At 40.1% G+C, this 19,578-nt stretch carries 22 protein-coding genes; 8 read left to right on the top strand and 14 right to left on the bottom strand.

Annotation, left to right across the window (positions count from 1 at the left end; genetic code table 11):
* Positions 1 to 118 precede the first annotated feature (118 nt).
* The gene (locus ALT761_RS10325) at positions 119 to 1,903 is read right to left on the bottom strand and encodes a M61 family metallopeptidase (protein ID WP_129738527.1); all 1,785 of its coding nucleotides are present in this window, start codon (positions 1,901 to 1,903) and stop codon (positions 119 to 121) included.
* A 49-nt stretch (positions 1,904 to 1,952) separates the two neighbouring features.
* Here ALT761_RS10325 and ALT761_RS10320 point away from each other — a divergent pair, with 49 nt between their 5' ends.
* From ALT761_RS10320 to ALT761_RS10305, 4 genes are all read left to right on the top strand, one after another.
* The gene (locus ALT761_RS10320; protein ID WP_232043423.1) at positions 1,953 to 2,717 is read left to right on the top strand and encodes a PilZ domain-containing protein; all 765 of its coding nucleotides are present in this window, start codon (positions 1,953 to 1,955) and stop codon (positions 2,715 to 2,717) included.
* 57 nt (positions 2,718 to 2,774) lie between these two features.
* Positions 2,775 to 3,236: an Mpo1 family 2-hydroxy fatty acid dioxygenase gene (locus ALT761_RS10315; RefSeq protein ID WP_129738525.1), complete on the top strand. Its 462-nt coding sequence runs from the start codon at positions 2,775 to 2,777 to the stop codon at positions 3,234 to 3,236.
* Positions 3,237 to 3,355: 119 nt separating this feature from the next.
* Entirely contained in the window at positions 3,356 to 4,435 is a 1,080-nt protein-coding gene (locus tag ALT761_RS10310; RefSeq protein WP_041452856.1) for a sensor histidine kinase, read from the top strand.
* On the top strand, positions 4,432 to 5,259 hold the full coding sequence (locus ALT761_RS10305; RefSeq protein ID WP_129738524.1) for a LytR/AlgR family response regulator transcription factor: 828 nt from the start codon (positions 4,432 to 4,434) through the stop codon (positions 5,257 to 5,259). Before ALT761_RS10310 ends, ALT761_RS10305 begins: the two co-directional genes overlap by 4 nt.
* Before the next feature lie 182 nt (positions 5,260 to 5,441).
* Here the strand turns inward: ALT761_RS10305 and ALT761_RS10300 are convergent, their stop codons facing one another.
* The 3 genes from ALT761_RS10300 to ALT761_RS10290 all read right to left on the bottom strand — a co-directional run bounded on the left by ALT761_RS10300 (position 5,442) and on the right by ALT761_RS10290 (position 8,591).
* Complete coding sequence (locus ALT761_RS10300) at positions 5,442 to 6,437, bottom strand: ATP-dependent 6-phosphofructokinase (protein WP_129738522.1); 996 nt, start codon at positions 6,435 to 6,437, stop codon at positions 5,442 to 5,444.
* A gap of 181 nt (positions 6,438 to 6,618) precedes the next feature.
* A complete protein-coding gene (locus ALT761_RS10295; RefSeq protein ID WP_129738520.1) occupies positions 6,619 to 6,948 on the bottom strand; it encodes a hypothetical protein in 330 nt (109 codons plus the stop codon).
* Positions 6,948 to 8,591, bottom strand: coding sequence for a tetratricopeptide repeat-containing response regulator (locus tag ALT761_RS10290; protein ID WP_013784033.1), 1,644 nt, complete (start codon positions 8,589 to 8,591; stop codon positions 6,948 to 6,950). Before ALT761_RS10290 ends, ALT761_RS10295 begins: the two co-directional genes overlap by 1 nt.
* A 192-nt stretch (positions 8,592 to 8,783) precedes the next feature.
* Here ALT761_RS10290 and ALT761_RS10285 point away from each other — a divergent pair, with 192 nt between their 5' ends.
* From ALT761_RS10285 to rluF, 4 genes are all read left to right on the top strand, one after another.
* Positions 8,784 to 9,269 (top strand): VC2046/SO_2500 family protein, encoded by a 486-nt coding sequence (locus ALT761_RS10285; protein WP_129738518.1) that lies wholly within the window; start codon positions 8,784 to 8,786, stop codon positions 9,267 to 9,269.
* 86 nt (positions 9,270 to 9,355) lie between these two features.
* A complete protein-coding gene (gene trhO, locus ALT761_RS10280; protein ID WP_126872299.1) occupies positions 9,356 to 10,351 on the top strand; it encodes an oxygen-dependent tRNA uridine(34) hydroxylase TrhO in 996 nt (331 codons plus the stop codon).
* 62 nt (positions 10,352 to 10,413) lie between these two features.
* Positions 10,414 to 10,656, top strand: a complete 243-nt coding sequence (locus ALT761_RS10275; protein ID WP_013784036.1) for an EF-hand domain-containing protein — start codon at positions 10,414 to 10,416, stop codon at positions 10,654 to 10,656.
* Between the two features lie 133 nt (positions 10,657 to 10,789).
* A complete protein-coding gene (gene rluF / locus ALT761_RS10270; protein WP_129738516.1) occupies positions 10,790 to 11,530 on the top strand; it encodes a 23S rRNA pseudouridine(2604) synthase RluF in 741 nt (246 codons plus the stop codon).
* A gap of 77 nt (positions 11,531 to 11,607) precedes the next feature.
* Here the strand turns inward: rluF and ALT761_RS10265 are convergent, their stop codons facing one another.
* From ALT761_RS10265 to ALT761_RS20605, 10 genes are all read right to left on the bottom strand, one after another.
* On the bottom strand, positions 11,608 to 12,735 hold the full coding sequence (locus ALT761_RS10265) for an alpha/beta hydrolase (RefSeq protein WP_129738514.1): 1,128 nt from the start codon (positions 12,733 to 12,735) through the stop codon (positions 11,608 to 11,610).
* Positions 12,736 to 12,838: 103 nt separating this feature from the next.
* On the bottom strand, positions 12,839 to 13,375 hold the full coding sequence (locus ALT761_RS10260; protein WP_129738512.1) for an adenylate kinase: 537 nt from the start codon (positions 13,373 to 13,375) through the stop codon (positions 12,839 to 12,841).
* An 82-nt stretch (positions 13,376 to 13,457) separates the two neighbouring features.
* Positions 13,458 to 13,814 carry a hypothetical protein gene (locus ALT761_RS10255; RefSeq protein ID WP_129738510.1) on the bottom strand — a complete coding sequence of 119 codons (357 nt, stop codon included), beginning with the start codon at positions 13,812 to 13,814 and terminating at the stop codon, positions 13,458 to 13,460.
* 546 nt (positions 13,815 to 14,360) lie between these two features.
* Positions 14,361 to 14,876, bottom strand: a complete 516-nt coding sequence (locus ALT761_RS10245; RefSeq protein ID WP_126872295.1) for a hypothetical protein — start codon at positions 14,874 to 14,876, stop codon at positions 14,361 to 14,363.
* Positions 14,877 to 14,963: 87 nt separating this feature from the next.
* Positions 14,964 to 15,290 (bottom strand): antibiotic biosynthesis monooxygenase family protein, encoded by a 327-nt coding sequence (locus ALT761_RS10240; protein WP_129738508.1) that lies wholly within the window; start codon positions 15,288 to 15,290, stop codon positions 14,964 to 14,966.
* Positions 15,291 to 15,386: 96 nt separating this feature from the next.
* Positions 15,387 to 15,767 (bottom strand): VOC family protein, encoded by a 381-nt coding sequence (locus tag ALT761_RS10235; RefSeq protein WP_129738506.1) that lies wholly within the window; start codon positions 15,765 to 15,767, stop codon positions 15,387 to 15,389.
* A gap of 86 nt (positions 15,768 to 15,853) precedes the next feature.
* On the bottom strand, positions 15,854 to 16,273 hold the full coding sequence (locus ALT761_RS10230; RefSeq protein WP_129738504.1) for a hypothetical protein: 420 nt from the start codon (positions 16,271 to 16,273) through the stop codon (positions 15,854 to 15,856).
* Between the two features lie 92 nt (positions 16,274 to 16,365).
* Complete coding sequence (locus tag ALT761_RS10225; protein WP_129738502.1) at positions 16,366 to 17,304, bottom strand: acyl-CoA thioester hydrolase/BAAT C-terminal domain-containing protein; 939 nt, start codon at positions 17,302 to 17,304, stop codon at positions 16,366 to 16,368.
* A 158-nt stretch (positions 17,305 to 17,462) separates the two neighbouring features.
* Positions 17,463 to 17,816, bottom strand: a complete 354-nt coding sequence (locus ALT761_RS10220) for a hypothetical protein (RefSeq protein WP_129738500.1) — start codon at positions 17,814 to 17,816, stop codon at positions 17,463 to 17,465.
* Between the two features lie 1,116 nt (positions 17,817 to 18,932).
* Positions 18,933 to 19,178 (bottom strand): hypothetical protein, encoded by a 246-nt coding sequence (locus ALT761_RS20605; protein ID WP_172602871.1) that lies wholly within the window; start codon positions 19,176 to 19,178, stop codon positions 18,933 to 18,935.
* Positions 19,179 to 19,578 lie beyond the last annotated feature (400 nt).

Here is a 19,578-nt window from a genome sequence, read left to right as displayed (position 1 = left end):
AAAGGGCTACCCAACACGGTAGCCCTTTTTTGTATCTACTAGTATCCAAACCGATATGCGATTCTTCAAAGGTGCGAATCTACATAAGCAAAGATTAATAAAGACTAATTAAGAATCGTTAGTTAAGCCCCAACCATGCCGAAAATTTGCGCTCATCCACTATTGAAAAGTTGCACACATCTTCTCGTGCATTTCTAATATCAAGATCGCCTGTTAATAATCGGCCATCTCGAATCAGTGAAAGGCTAACTTGCCCGGTATTTGTCGCATCTAATATACGTTGTAATTTCGCTTGGTTTACCACAAAACCATTTACCGCAATAATGATATCGTTAACCATAATACCCGCGTCGGCGGCAGCTAGGCCTTCAAAGACTTGAGTAACCGTTAACCCTATAGGGGCAGGTTTGCAGTTAGCACCCAATTGTCTTTTCATACCCTCGGCGCTTGTTTTGCCACCTTTATCTTCAGCTGATACTTTAGTGCGGGTGAGTAATTCAACGCCAATATTTGACAACCAATTCTCTAACGGCACATCTTTTGTACCGTAAACCACATCAGCTAGATAGTCAGAAATATCAATATCAAAATCTTGCTTACATAAAGTGGCAATGACATCGTCGGGCGTGCCTTTTTCGTCTCGGCCGTACTGATCCCATAGATGACGCATTAGCAAATCTAAGTTGATTTCATTATTTGATTTTTCACGTAATAATAAATCTAGTCCGAAAGCAATAATGCCGCCCTTGGTGTAGTAACTAACAATCGCGTTAGTAGCACTGGCATCTTGCTTATAAAATTTTGTCCATGCATCAAAGCTGCTTTCTGCTACCGATTGCTTGAACCTGCCCGCATTTTGCAGCAGACGCGTTATATTTTGCGACACAATGTCTAAGTATTTTTGTGGGCTGATAGCGCCTACACGCGCTAAGGTAACGTCATCATAAAAGCTGGTAAAGCCTTCATAAATCCACAGTTGGTTTGTATATGTTTCTTTTTGCAAATCAGGCTTAACCATTACCTCTGGTTTAATTCGCTTAACATGCCATGTATGAAAAAGTTCGTGGCTGCACAAACTTAAAAACGTAATGTAACCATCGGTTTTGGTATCGCTTTCGCCCACCATAGGTAGGTCGAAACGAGGAAAGAGTAGAGCGGTCGAATCACGGTGTTCTAAACCACCAAAGCCAGTATCTGCCAACAAGGTCATAAACAAGTAACGTTTAATAGGCTGCGGATCGCCAAATAACTGCATGTGATGCTTACAAATTGGGGTTAAGTCATTGGCAATGCGTTCTATGTCTAGGTTATTTCTACCCGAGAATAACAACTCGAAGGTAACGCCTTCCACTTCAAAGCTGTGAAAGTTACATACGCCAATATAAAGAGGGTGGTCGATAAACTCAGCATAGTCTGCCACTTCATATTCCCAGCTATCTGGCATATCGTCAGTCATTGGCATACTGGTATAGGCACGCCAATTCGCCACGGCGGGTTTAATGATTTGCAATTTACATGGTTGTTGTTCAAAGCCTTCAACACTAAGAAATGCACTGGTGCCGTTTATAAAGGCATATTCGTCGTTAATAAACGCAGAACGCACTGATAAGTCGTTGGCATGCACCCGATAGGTAATAGTGACTGCCTCACCCTGAGTTTCGACTCGCCACGTTTGCTTATCTAACTTAGCGCAAGCAATAGGTTCATCAGATTCAGTATTCTTAGCTGCTAACGACACTATATTTTTGGCAAAGTCTCTCACCATGTAGCTGCCTGGGATCCAAGACGGTAACGTGAGCGATAAGGTTTGTGATTCGTGAGACGGCACGGTTAACGTTACATCAAACAAATGTTGTTGCCACGAGTAAATCGACAATTGGTAGTGAAGTGAAGCGCTATTCATGGTGACCTTTATAAAAAATTATTCGTATCATAAAAAATATGGCGACATCATGCCTGATAGAGAAGGTTTTGTCAGCCGACACAAAATTGGTTACATTGAGAGTAAGTATAATAAGAATGTTCTTAAATACATGTCAGAAAATGCAGTAAGTAGTCAACTTAACCGAGAAGACGTCGATAATTTGTGTGCCTTGCCACCTGGTGCAGTGGTAGATTTGCAAATTACAACACCAACGGCACCTAAGCGGGTGAAAACTGCTTATGTAGGTATGGAAATGGCCACCTGCATGATATTCCAAATCCCGACTTCTGCAAAATGGATAGTGGTAAGAGACTTATTGACGGTGGGCAACGATGTTGTAGTACGCTTTGTACTGGAAGGTGATGCCGGGCAGGTTATAGCGTTTAGAGTAAAGGTACTCAAGTTATTGGCTAAACCCTCAGGGTTGTTGATTACCAGCTTTCCTCGTCGTATCGAATCAATAGGCCTTCGTGCCAATAAGCGAGCGCAACCTGGTATTGCGGTTAAGGTGTCCTGTGAGTCTTTTCCTGAGTCTGAACATGTGACCGGTATTATCGTGGATATATCGAACGATGGCTGCCGCATAGCGTTGCCCCTTAAGCCCGAGTGGCCAATCATGATTGATGAAACTAAAATTGCATTAGTCTATTCAACCGATAGTAAAGAAGCCACACTGAATGCCACTGTCAAAAATCACCAGCTAGAATCAGACTTTGTTTATTATGGCTTGAAATTCGATAGCGATGAAGATGCTGTCAATGCGCTCTTAGCAGGCCATACGCTAATTAGTTAATACGATGTTCAAAACAAAAAGTTGAAGCAATTATTATAACAATAAGTGGAATTTGCTATGAGAACGATTGAAAAGCTATTACTGCAATACAGTGAAAGCCATCAAAATAAAACCAATGTGCTTATTCACGCCATTGCGGTGCCTAGCATCTATTTTGTCACTTTAGGGCTTATTTGGGCGATACCGGTGCCTGATTTCATTGCCGATTTTGATGTGACTTGGGCACACATTCTTGCCATTCCCATTCTGTTTTACTATTTCAAATTGTCTGGGCCAATTGGCGCGGCTATGACGCTACTCACGATTGCTTGCTTTGGTGGTATTAATTTGATTGCCTACTATGGCGTAAGTGTTTGGCTGTTCTGTCTATCGCTGTTTATTGTCATGTGGATACTGCAATTTATTGGTCATAAAATTGAAGGTAAAAAGCCCTCATTTCTGGAAGATCTTCGGTTTTTACTCGTGGGGCCCGCATGGTGGTGGATGCATTGGCTTAAGAGATTGAATATTAGTTATTAGTTGCAGTCACTAATCTTAGGGAAGCGTGCGACAAGTCGCATATGAGGTACGACCAAGATGCTCCGCAAGGGGCTTACCTTGCGTATAATCTATCAATCAATTCAACCACTGGTAAACATGTGAGCCGCTTTCAGCGCGTTATTGAAAGTAACGAAAGATTATTTTGGACTTTGCACAGCGCAGGCTGGGCAGGTTTTGCCATCATTTATTATATTGGCTCGTTCCTTCACGATGTAAGGCCAATTTGGGTATTTATCATATTACTCAATGCCTATGCTGGCTGGTTGCTAACTATACCATTGCGATACGTTTATCGCTGGGCAAGGAAACAGTCGCCGCTAAACATGTTGATGACAGTGATAGCGTCTTGTTATTTGATAGCGTTATTGTGGGCTGTGGTTAAAAATATAAACTATTGGGAAATTTACAAGCATGGTTACCGGCCTGATGCTTGGTACATGTATTTTACCAATACGATTAACTCACTCATCATGGTGGGGTGTTGGAGTGGTGTTTACTTCGGCATAAAAAACTTCCAGATGTTACAAAAAGAAAAGCAAAATGCCCTTAAAGCCAGCACTATGGCTCATCAAGCGCATATAAAGATGCTGCGTTATCAGCTCAATCCTCACTTCTTGTTCAACACGTTAAACGCAATTTCTACCTTAGTGTTGTTAAAAGAAAACGATACTGCAGAGGCCATGGTCTCTCGCTTGAGCGACTTTTTACGCTATTCTTTAGATAATGACCCTATTAAACGAGTACCTTTAGGCCAGGAAATAAAGGCCTTGCGGTTATATCTTGAGATTGAAAAAGTACGATTTGATGACAGATTAGAAGTAGTCTGGAATATCGATGAAGAGTGTGAGAATGCACTTGTTCCTAGCATGATATTGCAGCCTATTATTGAAAATGCTGTTAAGCACGCCATCTCCAAAATGGAGAACGGTGGTCAAATAGCGATAACAGCCCGCGCGTTTGGAAACGATTTACTCATGGATGTGGCTGATAATGGGCCCGGTGCAAACATTGTAGATGGTCAGTTAAGCCGTGAAAATGGTGTTGGACTGGCGAATATTAAAGAAAGATTGCATTCACTGTATCAACGCAATTTCGCATTTTCGATTGAAGATAATCAGCCGTCGGGTGTGCGGGTTCGAATTCGTATTCCCTATGAAGTAAAGGATGTATGCGCATGACAAAGCAAGTAATTAAAACCTTAGTGGTGGACGATGAGCCACTCGCCCGCCGTGGACTTCGCGCTAGGTTAGAACGTCATGACGACATTCAGGTACTGGCCGAGTGTCAAAATGGGCTTGAGGCGGTAAGTAGCATTTCACAACTTCGCCCTGACTTAGTGTTTCTTGATATTCAAATGCCCGGGCTAAATGGTTTTCAGGTAATTCATAAGTTGCGAGAGCTTAATCAACCTATCCCCATGGTCGTGTTTGTTACTGCGTATGACAGTTATGCAATTAAAGCATTCGATGTGCATGCATTAGACTACTTGTTAAAGCCTGCTGACGACGAACGCCTTAAAGATGCCCTAGTGAAAGTGCGAGAATATTTTTCTACGCAACATCAAGATGAACAGTCAAAACGTTTGGTGAATTTGGTTGCCGAACTTACTGGCGACGATTGCGAAGAAATCTTGCGTAAGCTTGCGAATGGCGAGCCGGTAGAAACTAACCCTTATCCAGATGTTTTAGCCATTAAAGATGGTTCTGAAGTCACTAGGGTGAACGTACAAGACATACAGTGGATAGATGCCGCGGGTGATTATATGTGTGTTCACGCATTAGATGGCATGCACATCATGCGTAAAACCATGAAAGAGCTTGAGCAGGAGCTTAACCCTCAATGGTTTGTTAGAGTACATCGTTCTGCCATTGCCAATATTCGTTTCGTTAAAAAATTGGTAAGCCACATTAGCGGTGAATATCACCTTATTTTGCAAAATGACACCGAACTAAAAGTGAGTCGTAGTCATAGAGACAAAGTAAAAGCCGCTATGAAAATGTAAGGCTAAAAGCTTTAGTACGTTAGCAACATACTGGCTGTGCGAACAGTAAGATTGACTAAAAATGCCCGAGAAATCGGGCATTTTTGTGTTTACCAATATATTAATTCAACTTGTTGATATGTAAGGATAATATTTGGTTACGCATAACTATTTTGGTGGTGCGTTACTCAATTAGCTTTATTTTAATATCGCTCATTCATGATGGTGAGCATGGTTTCCATACTGGAAGGGTTTAGGGGTTTATCTTTCTCCCATGTTTCCGTTAAGGCAATTTCACTCGGCGTACCATTAAGTTCACCTACCATAATACCGTTGGTGTCACTGCCCACTAAACTTACCGCATAGGTGCCTAACTTAGTGGCAAGCAACCGGTCTTGACTCACCGGTGAACCACCACGCTGAACATGCCCTAGCGTTACAGGTCGAACTTCAGACTGGGTTTTTGATACCAGTTTGTCGGCCAAATCGTTAAGTCCACCAGGCCACACATTTTCAGCTACCACTATGATAAAACTAATCGCGCCTTTGCGTTGCCTTCTCTTCTCAATTTGCCCAGTAATCTTATCCATCTCTGTATCACATTGATCAAAGGTTTCTGGCAAAATAACGTAATCGGCAGCCGAGGCGAGGGCGGAATTTAGCGCAAGAAAACCGGCATGTCTGCCCATCACTTCTACAATGAAAATACGTTCAAAAGCGTCTGCGGTGTCCCTCACTTTATCGATTGATGAAACAACGGTATCGATAGCGGTGTAATAACCTATGGTAGCATCGGTGCCAGCCACATCATTATCTATAGTGCCGGGAATACCAATGATTTGACCGTGCCAGAAATCAGCTAAGTGATCGGCGCCTCTAAAAGACCCATCGCCGCCAATCACAATTAGGGTATCAATCTCTAGTTCTGTTAGGTTTGTGGCAGCAGTTTTCGCACCTTCGTCGGTTTTGAAAGGTTCACAACGGGCGCTGTGCAGCACGGTGCCCCCTTGCTGAATGAGGTTGTGCGTTGCTTGAAGCGCAAGTATTTCGTACTCTTGCTCAAGTAAGCCATTATACCCATGCTGATAACCAAATAGTGTAAATCCGTGCCTTTCACAGGCTATAACAATAGCTCGAATACAAGCATTCATTCCTGGTGCATCACCACCTGATGTTAGCACTGCAACGCGTTTAGACATATTCATATCCTTTTCTCGCCTACTTATACGCCCCATTGAAAAGATGTTGCTACTCACATGGCGCTTCACCGTACCGTAACATGGTTAAATCAAAACCACATCGCCAATCAAAACTAGTTGCGCATGTAAGTTTTATGTACGACATTCCCAAATAAAGCTGGATACATAAAGAACCTTCTACTTAGTAGTCTTTGGCGGGCAAACTTTCCTTTTTAACCGCAGCTTGAGCCTTTTTACCAATGGCTTGCTGCTCTCCTTTACAAATAGTGTCGTAATCATCTCGATAGTATCTGAAGTTTTCACATTCACTTTCATAACGTTTTTTCGCTGACATAGCTTGTTGGGGATAGCGGTTGTCATTCATCACTTTCGACAAACTTTTGCATACATGTAATTGGCGATTTACTTCTACAATGTCTTCACAAGGTGGTGTTTGACTGCACCCATTAAGTGCTAAAACTGAAAGTAGGCTAGCAAGCGCACAGGTTTTTTTAGATTGGGTTATTATCATTATGTTGTTCCCATAAAAGTGTCTAAGTCATTGCGAAGCGTGGAGTATTTTTCTTCGTGTTGGGCCTTTAGTGGCATGTCGTCAATAAGTTTATAAAGTCGACGGCATTGTTTAAATAAATCAGGATCTGGCTTTTGGTTTTTGCTTAATATTTGTAATAAGCACTGCAATAAGTTGAGCGCTACACCTGTATTTACCGGCGAAAAACCTTGCGCAAGCGCAAAAGAGTCTTTTGCTTTTTCATACTGTCCTTGTTGATAAAGCTGAATGCCTTCACGGTTAAACTGCTGATAATTTGTAAGATTTTGTTGGGCTTTGGTCGTCTCAGAATGCAATAAAAAGTTGCTGTTGGAATCGAATTCTAAATTCTGCTGCTTAATAATATCTTGAAGTTGTAGTGCATCTTCATATTCACCAAGGTCGTACATGACTTTAAGGCTATCTGGAATAAATGCGATTGGCGGCGTGGTGTACTTCTCGTCTATAGCAGCTTGTGATTGCGCCAAGTTCTTTTTTGCATCCAGCATTTTTCCATCAATAGCATTAACTCGAGCGTTAATAATGCTGCCAAAAATACTGACGTCAAAATCTTCGTCTATTCGTAGTATGTTTTCATCAAACTTACCTCGTTGCAGGGCAAGTAAAGCCTCTTGTTGATAGCGGTTTCGTGTACGTTTGTCATCTGTATATTCGGCGACATCAAGCAAGCTTCGAATAAACCCACACCAATGCAGGCTGTTTTGATGCACGGTTCTTTTCGATAAATCCCAAATGGCCAAACTAGAGGTAGAGGCTAAAATGTAATCGTTATGGTTTCGCGCGATAGAGCATGCACTAAAATGCCTAGGCAACGAAAAGGGCGAAAGTTTTATAGCCTGCTTGATAGCAGAAATTGCGATTTCGCCTTGGTTCTTTGCATCATTGGCTTTCGCCAATACATCATGCGCCTCGGCATTAAACCGGTTGCGTTTAATAATATCCTCGGCAATACCTATGGCTTTATCGTATTTTTCTGAGGCTAGATAGGTTTTTGCCAACGCAACTTTGGCCCAAATTATTGGCTTTCCTTCTAAGTAGGGCGAAAGTACGTCCAACGCTTTGTCGTATTGCTCTAGGCGCAAATACAGTTCAACCAACAACTGCTCACAGGTACCTTTGTAGGGCGATGGGGTACCAATAAGATCTTCGCACAAATCGATAGCATTGTTGATATTTTCATTGGCCACCTCTTGCAATACTGCCCCTAAAAACTGCCGTTTCTGCCAGGCACGGGTAATACGTGTTTTAAGTTGTACCTGCGAAAAAGGCTTAATAAGATAATCATCAGGGCGTCGCTCAATAGAGCCAAGTACCACAGGGCGTGCGCTATCAGCGCTAATTAATATAAACACGGTGGTGGGTTTAATTAAGCGTTTTATTCTAAGCTCTTCAATAAGCTCGAAACCGTTTTTCTTGTCTACCCCTAAATGAAGATCGCAAACAACAATATCAAATTTTTGCTTTTTACAAAGAGACAGAGCCTTTTCCGCAGAAGATTTAGTGACAACGTCACTTGCACCCATGGAGTGTAATAATCCACGAAGCAGTAAGAGAAAAGGGCGTTGATCTTCAACAATAAGCACCTGCTTATCCGAAAAGTTCATTTTTCATCCAATGATAACCATGACACTTCAACTACTTGAGAGGTTCTATATATGATTGTTTAAAATACCGATAAGGGCAAGAATAAGCTTAAGAAAAACATTATCTTGCCGACACTATAGGTATGAATTTTAAATCTTCCTATTTTTGTGTCTGATAACGATATAAATGTAAATAAATCCATAGACCCCAGTATGGCTTGGGAATGGAACGGTACCCTGTCAAAAGCATCGGGTAATGCCACGCTTTTTGCTTTGTATTTGGCAATGCAACAAAGTGCACTTGCCGACACTATATCGATAGAAAGCCCAAACGAAGACGAAGCCACTAGTGGTATTACACAGCGGCTAGAAGCACTTAATTTCTACCGTAGAGCACCACTTTGTGCGAGTGAGTCAGATTGGCTGCACATGAATCGATTGTCTCAAACAATAGCGCATCAAGTAGCATTGCAGGAGCCCACATCACTGCAGTTTGAGGAAGTACGCCTTCACAATGAAATGCACCCAGTACCTCTTGCACAAACGAATGACGCAAAGAAAATTAGCCAAGATGTTATTACGAACTGTTCGTTAGCCACTCAAAAGCGCATTGCCGCTACTTATTCCACCTCTATTGATGAAGACAACACAATGCTTAGTGACATTATTGAGCAGTCTGAATCCTTTCTTGCTGCCTAACTGGAAATTTTAAAACTGGTTTGATATAGTGCGCGCCGCATTTTTGCACTGGTTTTACGTTCCAACTAGCAAAGGTAAATACTACTATGTCTAAATATATCGTTTGCGCGATGTACAAGTTCGTCGCGCTTGAAAACTTCGAGGCTATGCGCCAACCACTATTAACTGCCATGGAATCTAATGGCATTAAAGGTACGCTTTTACTTGCCAGCGAAGGCATTAATGGCACCGTTTCAGGCACGCGAGAAGGTATTGACGGATTACTCCAATATCTTAATGCCGACGAGAGAATTAACCCCATCTCTTGTAAAGAGTCACTTCACGAAGAACAGCCTTTCTACCGCACCAAGGTGAAACTTAAAAAAGAAATCGTCACCATGGGTGTTGAAGGTATCGACCCGCGTAAAACCGTAGGTACGTACGTGAAACCTAGTGACTGGAACGCGCTAATTAGCGATCCCGACGTCACCGTGATAGACACCCGTAACGGCTATGAAATCGAAATCGGCACTTTCAAGCACGCTATCGACCCAAAAACGGAGACTTTTCGCGAGTTTCCAGAATATGTCGCTAAAACATTAAGCCCAGAGAAAAACAAAAAAGTAGCCATGTTTTGCACCGGCGGTATTCGCTGTGAAAAATCTACGGCCTATTTAAAAGAGCAGGGGTTTGACGAGGTATACCATCTGGAAGGCGGTATTCTTCAATATTTAGAAGATGTACCAAAAGAAGAATCACTGTGGGAAGGTGACTGTTTTGTATTTGATAATCGTGTGGCTGTGAATCACGATCTTGAAAAAAGTGACTATCATCAATGTTATGCCTGTCGCTTACCGATTACAGATGAAGACATGCAAAGTGAGAAGTATGAGTCTGGCGTAAGCTGCCCGCATTGTTTTGGTACCCATACAGAAGATCAACTTTCTCGTTTTCGTGAACGTGAAAAACAAGTTAATCTTGCGAAGATGAGGCAGCAAGAACACGTGGGTACAGAGGCGCGGATCACCATGGAACAAAAGCGTGAAGAAAAAGCCCGTTTGCAACGTGAACGCGCGTTAAAAGCAAGAGAAAATCAGGCATAGACACTACTCAATAAGGGCGTTACACTCACCCTCTATGTAGTTGCTAAAAAAAGGGAAAGCGCGTGACCGCTCAACTTTCAGACGAAAAAATTGAAGAAATAAAGAAAGATTTTACCTTCTTCGACCAAGATGGTAATGGTCAGATTGATTTAACGGAGTTTATCGAGTTATTAACCGTTATTTCGCCAAAAACAAAAGCCAGCCATGTACAGGAAGGTTTTAAATTAATAGACAGCAATAACGACGGCTATATCGACTTTGAGGAATTCCTTGAGTGGTGGCAAGAGTGTTGGTGGGAATATTAATACTAACTGAATGTTAAAAAAGCGAGCTTTTAGCTCGCTTTTTTTATAGTAAAATTAACGGTAATAAAGTTGAGAATACAACCGGCACGGTTTACTCACGTTGTCGTTTAGAAAAAAGGTAGGGACTTTTAGCATGAGCTCTGAGGTAACAAAACGTCTTAATAAATATATCAGTGATACAGGACTGTGCTCACGACGTGAAGCTGATAAATTAATTGAGCAAAATAGGGTTACCATTAACGATAAGCTGCCTGAGCTAGGCACCAAAGTCGCGCAAGGCGATAAAGTGAAGGTTGATGGAAAGCTTGTTAAAGCGGTAGCCGAAGATAAATCGGACCGCATTTACTTGGTATACAACAAGCCCATTGGCATTACCTGCACTACCGAGCGTCATGTGAAAGGCAATATCATTGATGCAATCAAGCACAAACAGAGAATCTTTCCAGTAGGCAGACTCGATAAGCCATCAGAAGGATTGATTATTCTGACCAGTGACGGCGACATTGTGAATAAAATTCTGCGCGCTGAAAATGCCCATGACAAAGAATACGAAGTGACGGTTAACCAACCCATCAGTGAGCGTTTTGTACAAAAAATGGCAAGAGGCGTTCCTATTTTAGGCACGGTAACTAAACCGTGTAAGGTAAATGCTCGTGGTAAGTTTCAATTTTCAATTATTCTAACCCAAGGCTTAAACCGACAAATCCGTCGCATGTGCGAATTTCTAGGTTATGAAGTTACCAAGTTGAAACGCACGCGCATAATGCATCTAGAGCTAGGTAACTTAAAGCCAGGTCAATGGCGAAACCTTACTGAAAAAGAGCTTAATCAGCTAAATAACGCCGTACAGCAATCGTCTAAAACAGCAGGGTAGGCGATGCTATTAGAGGGAGCCAGTATAGAAACACAATAGTTACTGGCACCTTCTTAGCTTTGTGAGGGGTAAAGATACTAAAGGAACAAGCTTTCAAGCTGTGCTTTTTGTTCAGTGCTAAGCCCCTTTATTGACTTCATTGCTTCACTAAGCGCCTGATGCGCTTTATCTTCCATATCAAAATGAAGATAAGCTTTAATTAGCAATAAATGTGCATTTAATGATTGTGGGTAAGTTTCTCTATTCCATTGAAGCATTGTAAGCGCATCGTCTTGCCTGTTTAAGTATTGTAGCCACTGTCCGTATCCAGCAGCACGATCCTCAGGAATGATCAGCGCTGTTTTTAGCAAAGAAGAGCGTGTTGCAAAGATAGCCTGTAAATCGGCTAAGGTTTGTGGTGTTTCTGGTATTGCCCAACCATCAAATAAATACTTCACACCATAGTACTGACCAAGTAAGGCAGTGGTGTTATGCGTTTCATTACTAAATGTTTGGCTGATTACGGCTAACTGCTGGTTAGGGTAATACTTAGTGAGTGCTACAAAGTTGGCAAAGGGCTCAGTCATTGTAGGCTCTTCTTGTGCTATAGAAATATACAAGCGCCCTTGCAAACTACCTTGCTTTAACGCGGTTTCAGTTAATGTAAGTAACTGGCTTTTATTCCAATATAGAGACGGGCTTACTGCTACAACTCCATTGAACAAACCTGGCCGTTTCACTAAAGCATTAATAGCAAATTGACCGCCGTGCGAGGTGCCAGCTAACCCTTGGTAATCTAAAGTACGATAACGCGCTTTTACTTCGGGTATTACTTCTTGCTCAACAAAAGCTAAAAACAGGTCTGCATTTGCTAACTGCTCTGGGTCTTGTTTATCTGCACTGGTTAAAGTTAAGTCTCTTTCGCGTGTTTCACGGGGGGTTACAATACCCACAACAATCATCTGTGGTGCCTGATCGAATTTTGCCAAATAATCTAGCGTACCCGCAGTATGAGGCCCCTGAATATCACCATCTGTAACATACAGTACAGGGTAGTGTGCATCGCTTTTTGAGTAACCAGCGGGCAAATAGACAACAAGGTTACGTGTTTCATCAAGCTTTTTACTATTTATAACTAGGTCTTCAGTTGTAAATACTGCTTCAACTGCCCATGTATTGCATTGGCTGCACACTATAAATAACAGTCCATAAAGTATCCTTTTCACTATGCTTATTTCCTTATTTTTAAAGTGCTATATGAAATTTTTAACACGTTCTGTTTTTAATGTACTTATACTAAAAACGTTAGCATTCACAAATAACGAGTGGCTAGATGACTTGCACATTTGCTAAAAAGTGTTCCGCTTGTTGGGGGGACGTTAAGCGAACTAAGCGGACATTTTTTAATGTTTGACTGGCAAAAAACGTTGCGTATTTACGTTTGGTTTTCCAGTAATTTTGTAACATCCAGAGAATAACTGAATCGGAAGAGAAAAAGTTACGTCTAAATGATTCCGTATTTCCTGTACCTGCCCACAACTCTTTTTTTGAAAATGAACGTTTAATTGAGCGAACTACAATTTGTTTAAACGTATGATAGAAACTGTAGTCTAACCAAATTATTGTATCTACGTACTGCCATTTTAGGTGGTTTGTCTTAGATTGATTACCATCTAGTACCCAAGACGCTTTCTCTAAATGAGCTTCAAGCAAGAAAAGAAACTCGTCGTTTTCTAAATGTTCCCAATTTGGCAGCCAAAATAGTGTATCCATTTCGATGTAAGGAATACTTAAATTCTTAGCAAGCCGATAGCTAAAATGGGATTTCCCACTGCCACTTGTACCAATTACATTTATTCTCTTCATTATATTTTCTAAATTTTTACAGGTGATTCAGTTTATCTCTAAAACAGTGGCTAAGTGGGGAGAGAACATATTTAACAGAATGTTAGGTGTTCCCTTTAATCAAATGCAAAACGTCACTAATTGCTGACTTTAACAATAGACCTACACAAGACAACAAGCTTTTGAAGGCCATAATAACCAAAGCAACACCAACCAATGAATCTACAGGTATAAAAGTAAACATGTAAATAGCCTGCCCAAGCACAATGCCTATAAAAATGCTTTCGTAAGAAGCATGCCGATCAACAAGCACTATAAAACCTGCCAATACTAGCGCGCCAGTGTAGTAATAGGAATCTGAGATCCAAGGCTCGATTTCACCGATAAAATAGGGTGAAAAAAATAAAATAGCAGCACCAAGCAGGGTTGATACAAACAAACTTAAAAGAAACTGTCTCATTGGCTTTTCCCTATTAGCCATTATTTGAGTAGATGGCTTTTAAAATTTTTATTCGTAAGATCACTTCCCATAACCAACAGTAAGATAAAGGTAAGAAAAGTATAATCCTAAGGCTAAATAGGCCAGTGAAAAAAAGCTATTAATACCCCATACACAGTACCAAAACTTACCGAAGAAGAAGGTTGCTCTTCTAAACTTAGCGTTTACTAAAGCTAAGGACGATGGGATTAATAGGGTGGCAGAAAACCCAAATAAAGGAACAATAACAAACATTAATACTAAGCCTACCGAACTTGCGGCAGACTCGCTTGATACCGGAGTATGATAAACATTGACCAGTACGAAACTACTAGAGCAACGAGTGCGCTTATTAAGCCTAAAATTTGAATACTACGCATATCTTCCTTGAAAATAAGAACCCAATGAGCGCGGTAATATGTAAGCTAAATAAAGTATCAATGCAACTTTGGATAATTCTAAATCTGATTTGGCTACATCAGGTATCACAACAATAGAACTGACTAAGCGCGATTCTAACGAATTACTTCATTGCCAGAATGCGTGTTCAGTGCGGACTGAACATGAATTGACTGGTTGGGTTATATTTGTGCGATCAACTACCCAACAATCCTCATAAATTGAGCAATAACAAAGCTCTATTTCAATATTATTATCTATAGCCAATATATCCGAAACCGATTCACCTTTGTATTTTAGAGGTGTTATAGAGTGACCCGACGGCAAAGTAGTATTGTTTAAATGGGATTGAGATATATTTTTGAATTCTGGAAGTTCTGACCATTTTTTTAGAAATTTCGTACCCGAATACACTTTTGCGTACTTGATGAGCGCTGGGCCCGTTCCCTTATTAGCAACGCCATAACTAAAAGAATCAACATTATGGCTTCTAAAAATTTCAATTTTGGGCCATACCGAAGCTTTAGCATAAGCGCGGTCAGTGTAAGCAGAGTAAATTGAAATGAAAGCGGTAAGCAGCCCAATGAACAGCGCTGTGAGTGCAATTATCATCTCGGGGTTTTTATACCATTTTTCTTTCACCATAAATTTAGCCCTTAAAACACCTTATACGAAGTCAGTTGGCAACAATTTTTACGACTTAGGCCGTGTCAGTCGTTGCTCAATTTATTGTTATACATCAAAGACTCTACGATGTAAGTAATCAATTTCAACTTCCATTTCATACAAGGTTTTTGTTGATTCTAAATTAAGGCTGTCTCGCATTAATTGACGTTGCTGTTCATATGCAGCGCTCATCTCGATGTTAGCGGCTTGGCGATAGGTTTCTTCATCTGGCCATTGAGCGTAAGCGATAAAAGTATCGTTCTTATGCCTATGTAAACGAGAACCTAGACTTCCTTTGAATAGGAAAATACCTTGCGTGGTTTTGGGCCACGCGGAAAGAAATTGCTCTTCATACCCAGTCTTAACTACGAACTCAAACATTACGGCGAACATTACAATTCTTCCTTGATGTAAACGCCGTAATAGACGGCGAGAAATAAATTACTGATATTTAAAGTAAGCAATCTAACGAGTACTTTCAAGCGCGTGTTACTCTCGTATTTCTACTTTCCACGGCGGATTTAAGCGGTTTTCTCCCGCCCAGTAGAGTTTGATCTTATTACCAGAAGGGTCTTTTAGAATAGCCTCTTTCCAAAGGTAACTTTGCTCAATAGGGGGTTGTAAAAACTGAATACCTTTTTGAGATAAATTTTTGTGAAGCTCATCAAGGTGTTCGTGTTCAAAATAAATCACCGATTTATTTTCAAACACTTCATTTTCAAGAGATAAAGAAAATGTAGCGTTTCCATCTGGGCAGGAAAATCTAGCATAGTGAGGTGTGTCGACAATTTGTGTGAAGCCAAGCTTTAAGTAAAAACCAACAGCATCATCCATATTGCTTACTGGTAAAGTAACCTGATTGAGTTCCATTTATTTACCTATTTTGAAAACTAATTGTGTGGCAAGTTTGCGGCTAGAAAGCGTAAACCCCCGCTTATTTTTAGTTGATTTATTTGCTATACACTTTTTAGCCAACCATTCTGAGATGCTATTAAAACGACGGCATCACTAATTAATTGGTCTTTGTATTTGTTTTTGTTATCGACAGCCGGACCAATAATTTCAAATTTCTTGTTTAATTTGCGGGTAAGTTCTTCGCTATGTATTTTTAAACTTTGATTATCAGAAATGTTAATTACCAGTCGCCCTTGTTCGTCGAGTGCTAATAGAAAATCTGAAGAAGTCGCCCGTTTGTTTTGAAAAGAAGCTTTTTGCCATTCTAATGCGGTGGAAAAATGGAGTTCACCGTCATGTAGCCAGGTCTCTTCTGTTTCGCCACTTTCCCTGAACTGCTGACTGGCTATATTCGCTAAATCTTCAGGGGAAGGGGAACATGCATACAGACCTAGTAACAATATTAAAAGTACTGGTTTCATAAATCATCCTTGTAAAACGTGAACATAAGCTTAAGCATTATTGAGCACAGCGACAATAGCGTATTTTTAATTGTACGAGAGAGTTTACGAGCCTAAATGCTTTTTTGGGAGTCAACGGCGATGTTCTGATGATGAACATCGCAGTAAGGCAAGAATTTTTCATTCAAAAATTTAATCACTTCCGGGTGGAAATCACTTTGAGGTTGAAAATGATTTCCGTTAGGTACAGCGATATGTTTAAAAGGATGTGGGAAGCCTTTTGTTTTCAATCTCTCTATAACTTCTACTGACATTTCTTGTGAAGGCCATATGTGATCTTTTTCACCAGAAACCAACAGAATAGGGCCATTAATATCCTCAACCTTTATTCTAGCGGCCTCGACAGCATCAATATCCTCTAGTGCTATTTCATGAGCACGTCGTAAATCACCCATTAAAACTGATGGTAAAATATTCAGCGTTAGTGGTACGTGAGGGAGCTCTTGGTCATTAAACATAAATGAAGAGGTTTTGCCATCAGCAAAAAAAGAAGGGCCAGCAAATACAACATGACTTCCAGCTAATGAAACAACACCATTGATTTGTGTGTATTTAGAAGCCAAGGTAAGTGCTAATTCAGCTCCCTTAGAGCCACCCATAACAGCGACACAATTAGAATTTAATCTTGGGTTATTTAATGTTAGAACTATTTCATTATAAATAGCATCTAAAGAAATTCGATCTAGCTCTTGAGGTATACCTTCCATACCAAAATATCCAACAGCTAACATCGCATATCCTTGATCAATATATTGCTGTCTTTCTTTAATGTTATGAGGCTTTGTCATACTATTTCCGCCTTCACTGCCGCCAAAGTATACAACTAAAGGCTGTTCCTTACCTTTACCCAAAAACAGCTCAGCATCAACTTTTCCATAGTGCAGAGGGGGAGTACTAGAATCGAATGTCATTGGAGTAATAAATACAAACCCAACTAACGAAATTAATATGATGAGAACTATATAACTAAAATATTTAGCTATTTTCAACACCGTTTGCTTCCTTTCATTTTTTAAAAGATGTTACTTTTTAAAGTTTGTTACATTACTATTTAAGATTAGCTAATGCTAAGCGGCTCAGAGGCGTATCAGCAAAAAGGCAGTCACAGACCTTAAGAGGAGAAAACCGCCGCAGGTTATGCGCTCTAGTACTATTCATAACCGTCTTCAAATAGATTCAACTTTTCGTTTGTATAATCCATTATTTTATCGAGTTTCATCTCATCAATTTTTCCAGCGACAACATAGCAATTCAAAAAAGAAGATACATAATGATACTTGTATTGGAGTTTTGAATTTTCATCATGAGAACAATCTTCCTTAAATTGCTCATCATTTGCTTCTATCATTTCCTTTAACAACTGCTCATTATTCATGTTATGAGTCTGAGAATAAATAATAGGAGCGAGCATATACATATTCTCTCTAGAAATTTCATCGCTGCTATCTACAGATTCTAGAGCTTTAGTTAAAGCGTTTTCTACTTTTTCAAGCCATTCTTTCATAGTACGCACTTCCAGTTTATAGACACATAGCTTCTAAATAAGGAGCGTTTTTATACGGGCTTTAGCGAAGCAAGTCAGCACGCAGGTTTGAATCCCAGGCCGTACAACTGGTGAATTTACTTGGTAAATAACCCATAAGTCATGATTAAACCTACTTTTGTTGTGAATCACTTTGGGTTAAGTCGTTACATAATTGGCAGTCGATATTTTTCTTAAAATTATAAGCTCTGCGCGTAGCGAATATTGCTACTGAAATAAAAGACCAAGTCAAACCAAAGACCAAAGAGTAAGAAACCGTATGTCCTTTAATGTATTGAATGCTCGAAAGTAACGCGAACACTAGAGGCAAAGCGATGCTGTATTGAAATATCCATTTTTTAATTGGCATTTTGTCCCTCTTTGAGTTTTATTGGGCCTTAAATTGCCCGTAAATGTAACTTACAAATAGTCGCACCGCCGAGTAATGTTATTGCCGTTGGCATATTACGCCTCACAATGAGGTCTAATATATGCGGTTAAGATTAGTGAGGTATAAACGAAAACCATGCGTTTATCGTCTTACTGTAAGTGTCTTGTTGGGAACCTTTGTTACATAGAAAGTTAATATAATCAACATTGGCAACCACAAATACGCGTAGCCTAAATAAAAGACTCCCATATAACCAAGAGCAGGACCGTCAGACGGTTTAAAGTGAAGCCAGATTTCAATAAAAAAAATCATTGATGGAATAGTTGAAATTATTAGAGAAATAGCTAGAAAAATTCTAAATACATATGTTTTTTAAAGAATTTAAATAGTCTTAGTGCCCGAAATGTAAATGAAATGAATAAGCATGGAAGCCCTACGGTGCATATCGCAATCCATAATTAAACAGGGTTCACTAGATAAAAGATATGCGGAACTACTAGTCCGATGAGTTGAATCGCAATTAAGGCGAAGCCCGGCATTGCTAATTTTAAGTGTTCCATCCTTGTCTCCTAACTGCTCAATACCGCGTGCATGCACGTAGGACATAATAGCGAAGCGGCCCTGCGTGTATGCTTTCCAGCGAACGTATTGAGCGAGTTTATTGAGTTGTATGGTGGGTTCATATACGTTCTTGAATTATGTATTCGTTATTCCGGCTTGGTAAATGGAGTGATGAGGAAAGGGTTTTTACTATATTTAGCCGCATACCAAAAGGCCCACGCAAGAGCAGCTATTAGAATAGCCTTAGAGCAGCCCTTTAATGCAGTAATAATATCGGGTAAGGCAATTAGACTAGAAACGAACAGAGTGACTGCAAAAAAGCCACAAATAACAGCACCGAGCATTGCGCATGCTCTTGTAACTGGATGAAATACTTTGCTTTGTTTATTCATTAAAATTCCTTTTCTAAATATCCGAGAAGCATATAACTTTTAACTAACAGTCGAAGGCGACTTAGGCAGTTTTACTGTTACAAAATTCAAATTCATTACTTTGAACAATTGGTTACCGCTTGGAAACTAACAATTTACTAGACCCCAAAAGTGGCCTGTCTACACACCCCAAAATAGAGTTTTTAATTTTATTCATATTGTCAGATTAACCGCTAACACCAGAAAATAAAACAACAAATCTTAATGGTGATTTTTACTCATGAATTAAAAATACCAAAATCGTGTGTTAGGGGAATAAGATGTATTTTACTGAAATGCTGTGGTAGCGATTAAGTAAATTAATGGGTTATTTGCAATCAAAAAACAAAAAAGGAGCACTTAGGCTCCTTTGCAACAATTT

This window comes from Alteromonas sp. 76-1, assembly GCF_900654235.1.
In the GTDB taxonomy this organism is placed as follows: Bacteria; Pseudomonadota; Gammaproteobacteria; order Enterobacterales; family Alteromonadaceae; genus Alteromonas; species Alteromonas naphthalenivorans.
This window is presented reverse-complemented; position numbering and strand designations above follow the sequence as displayed.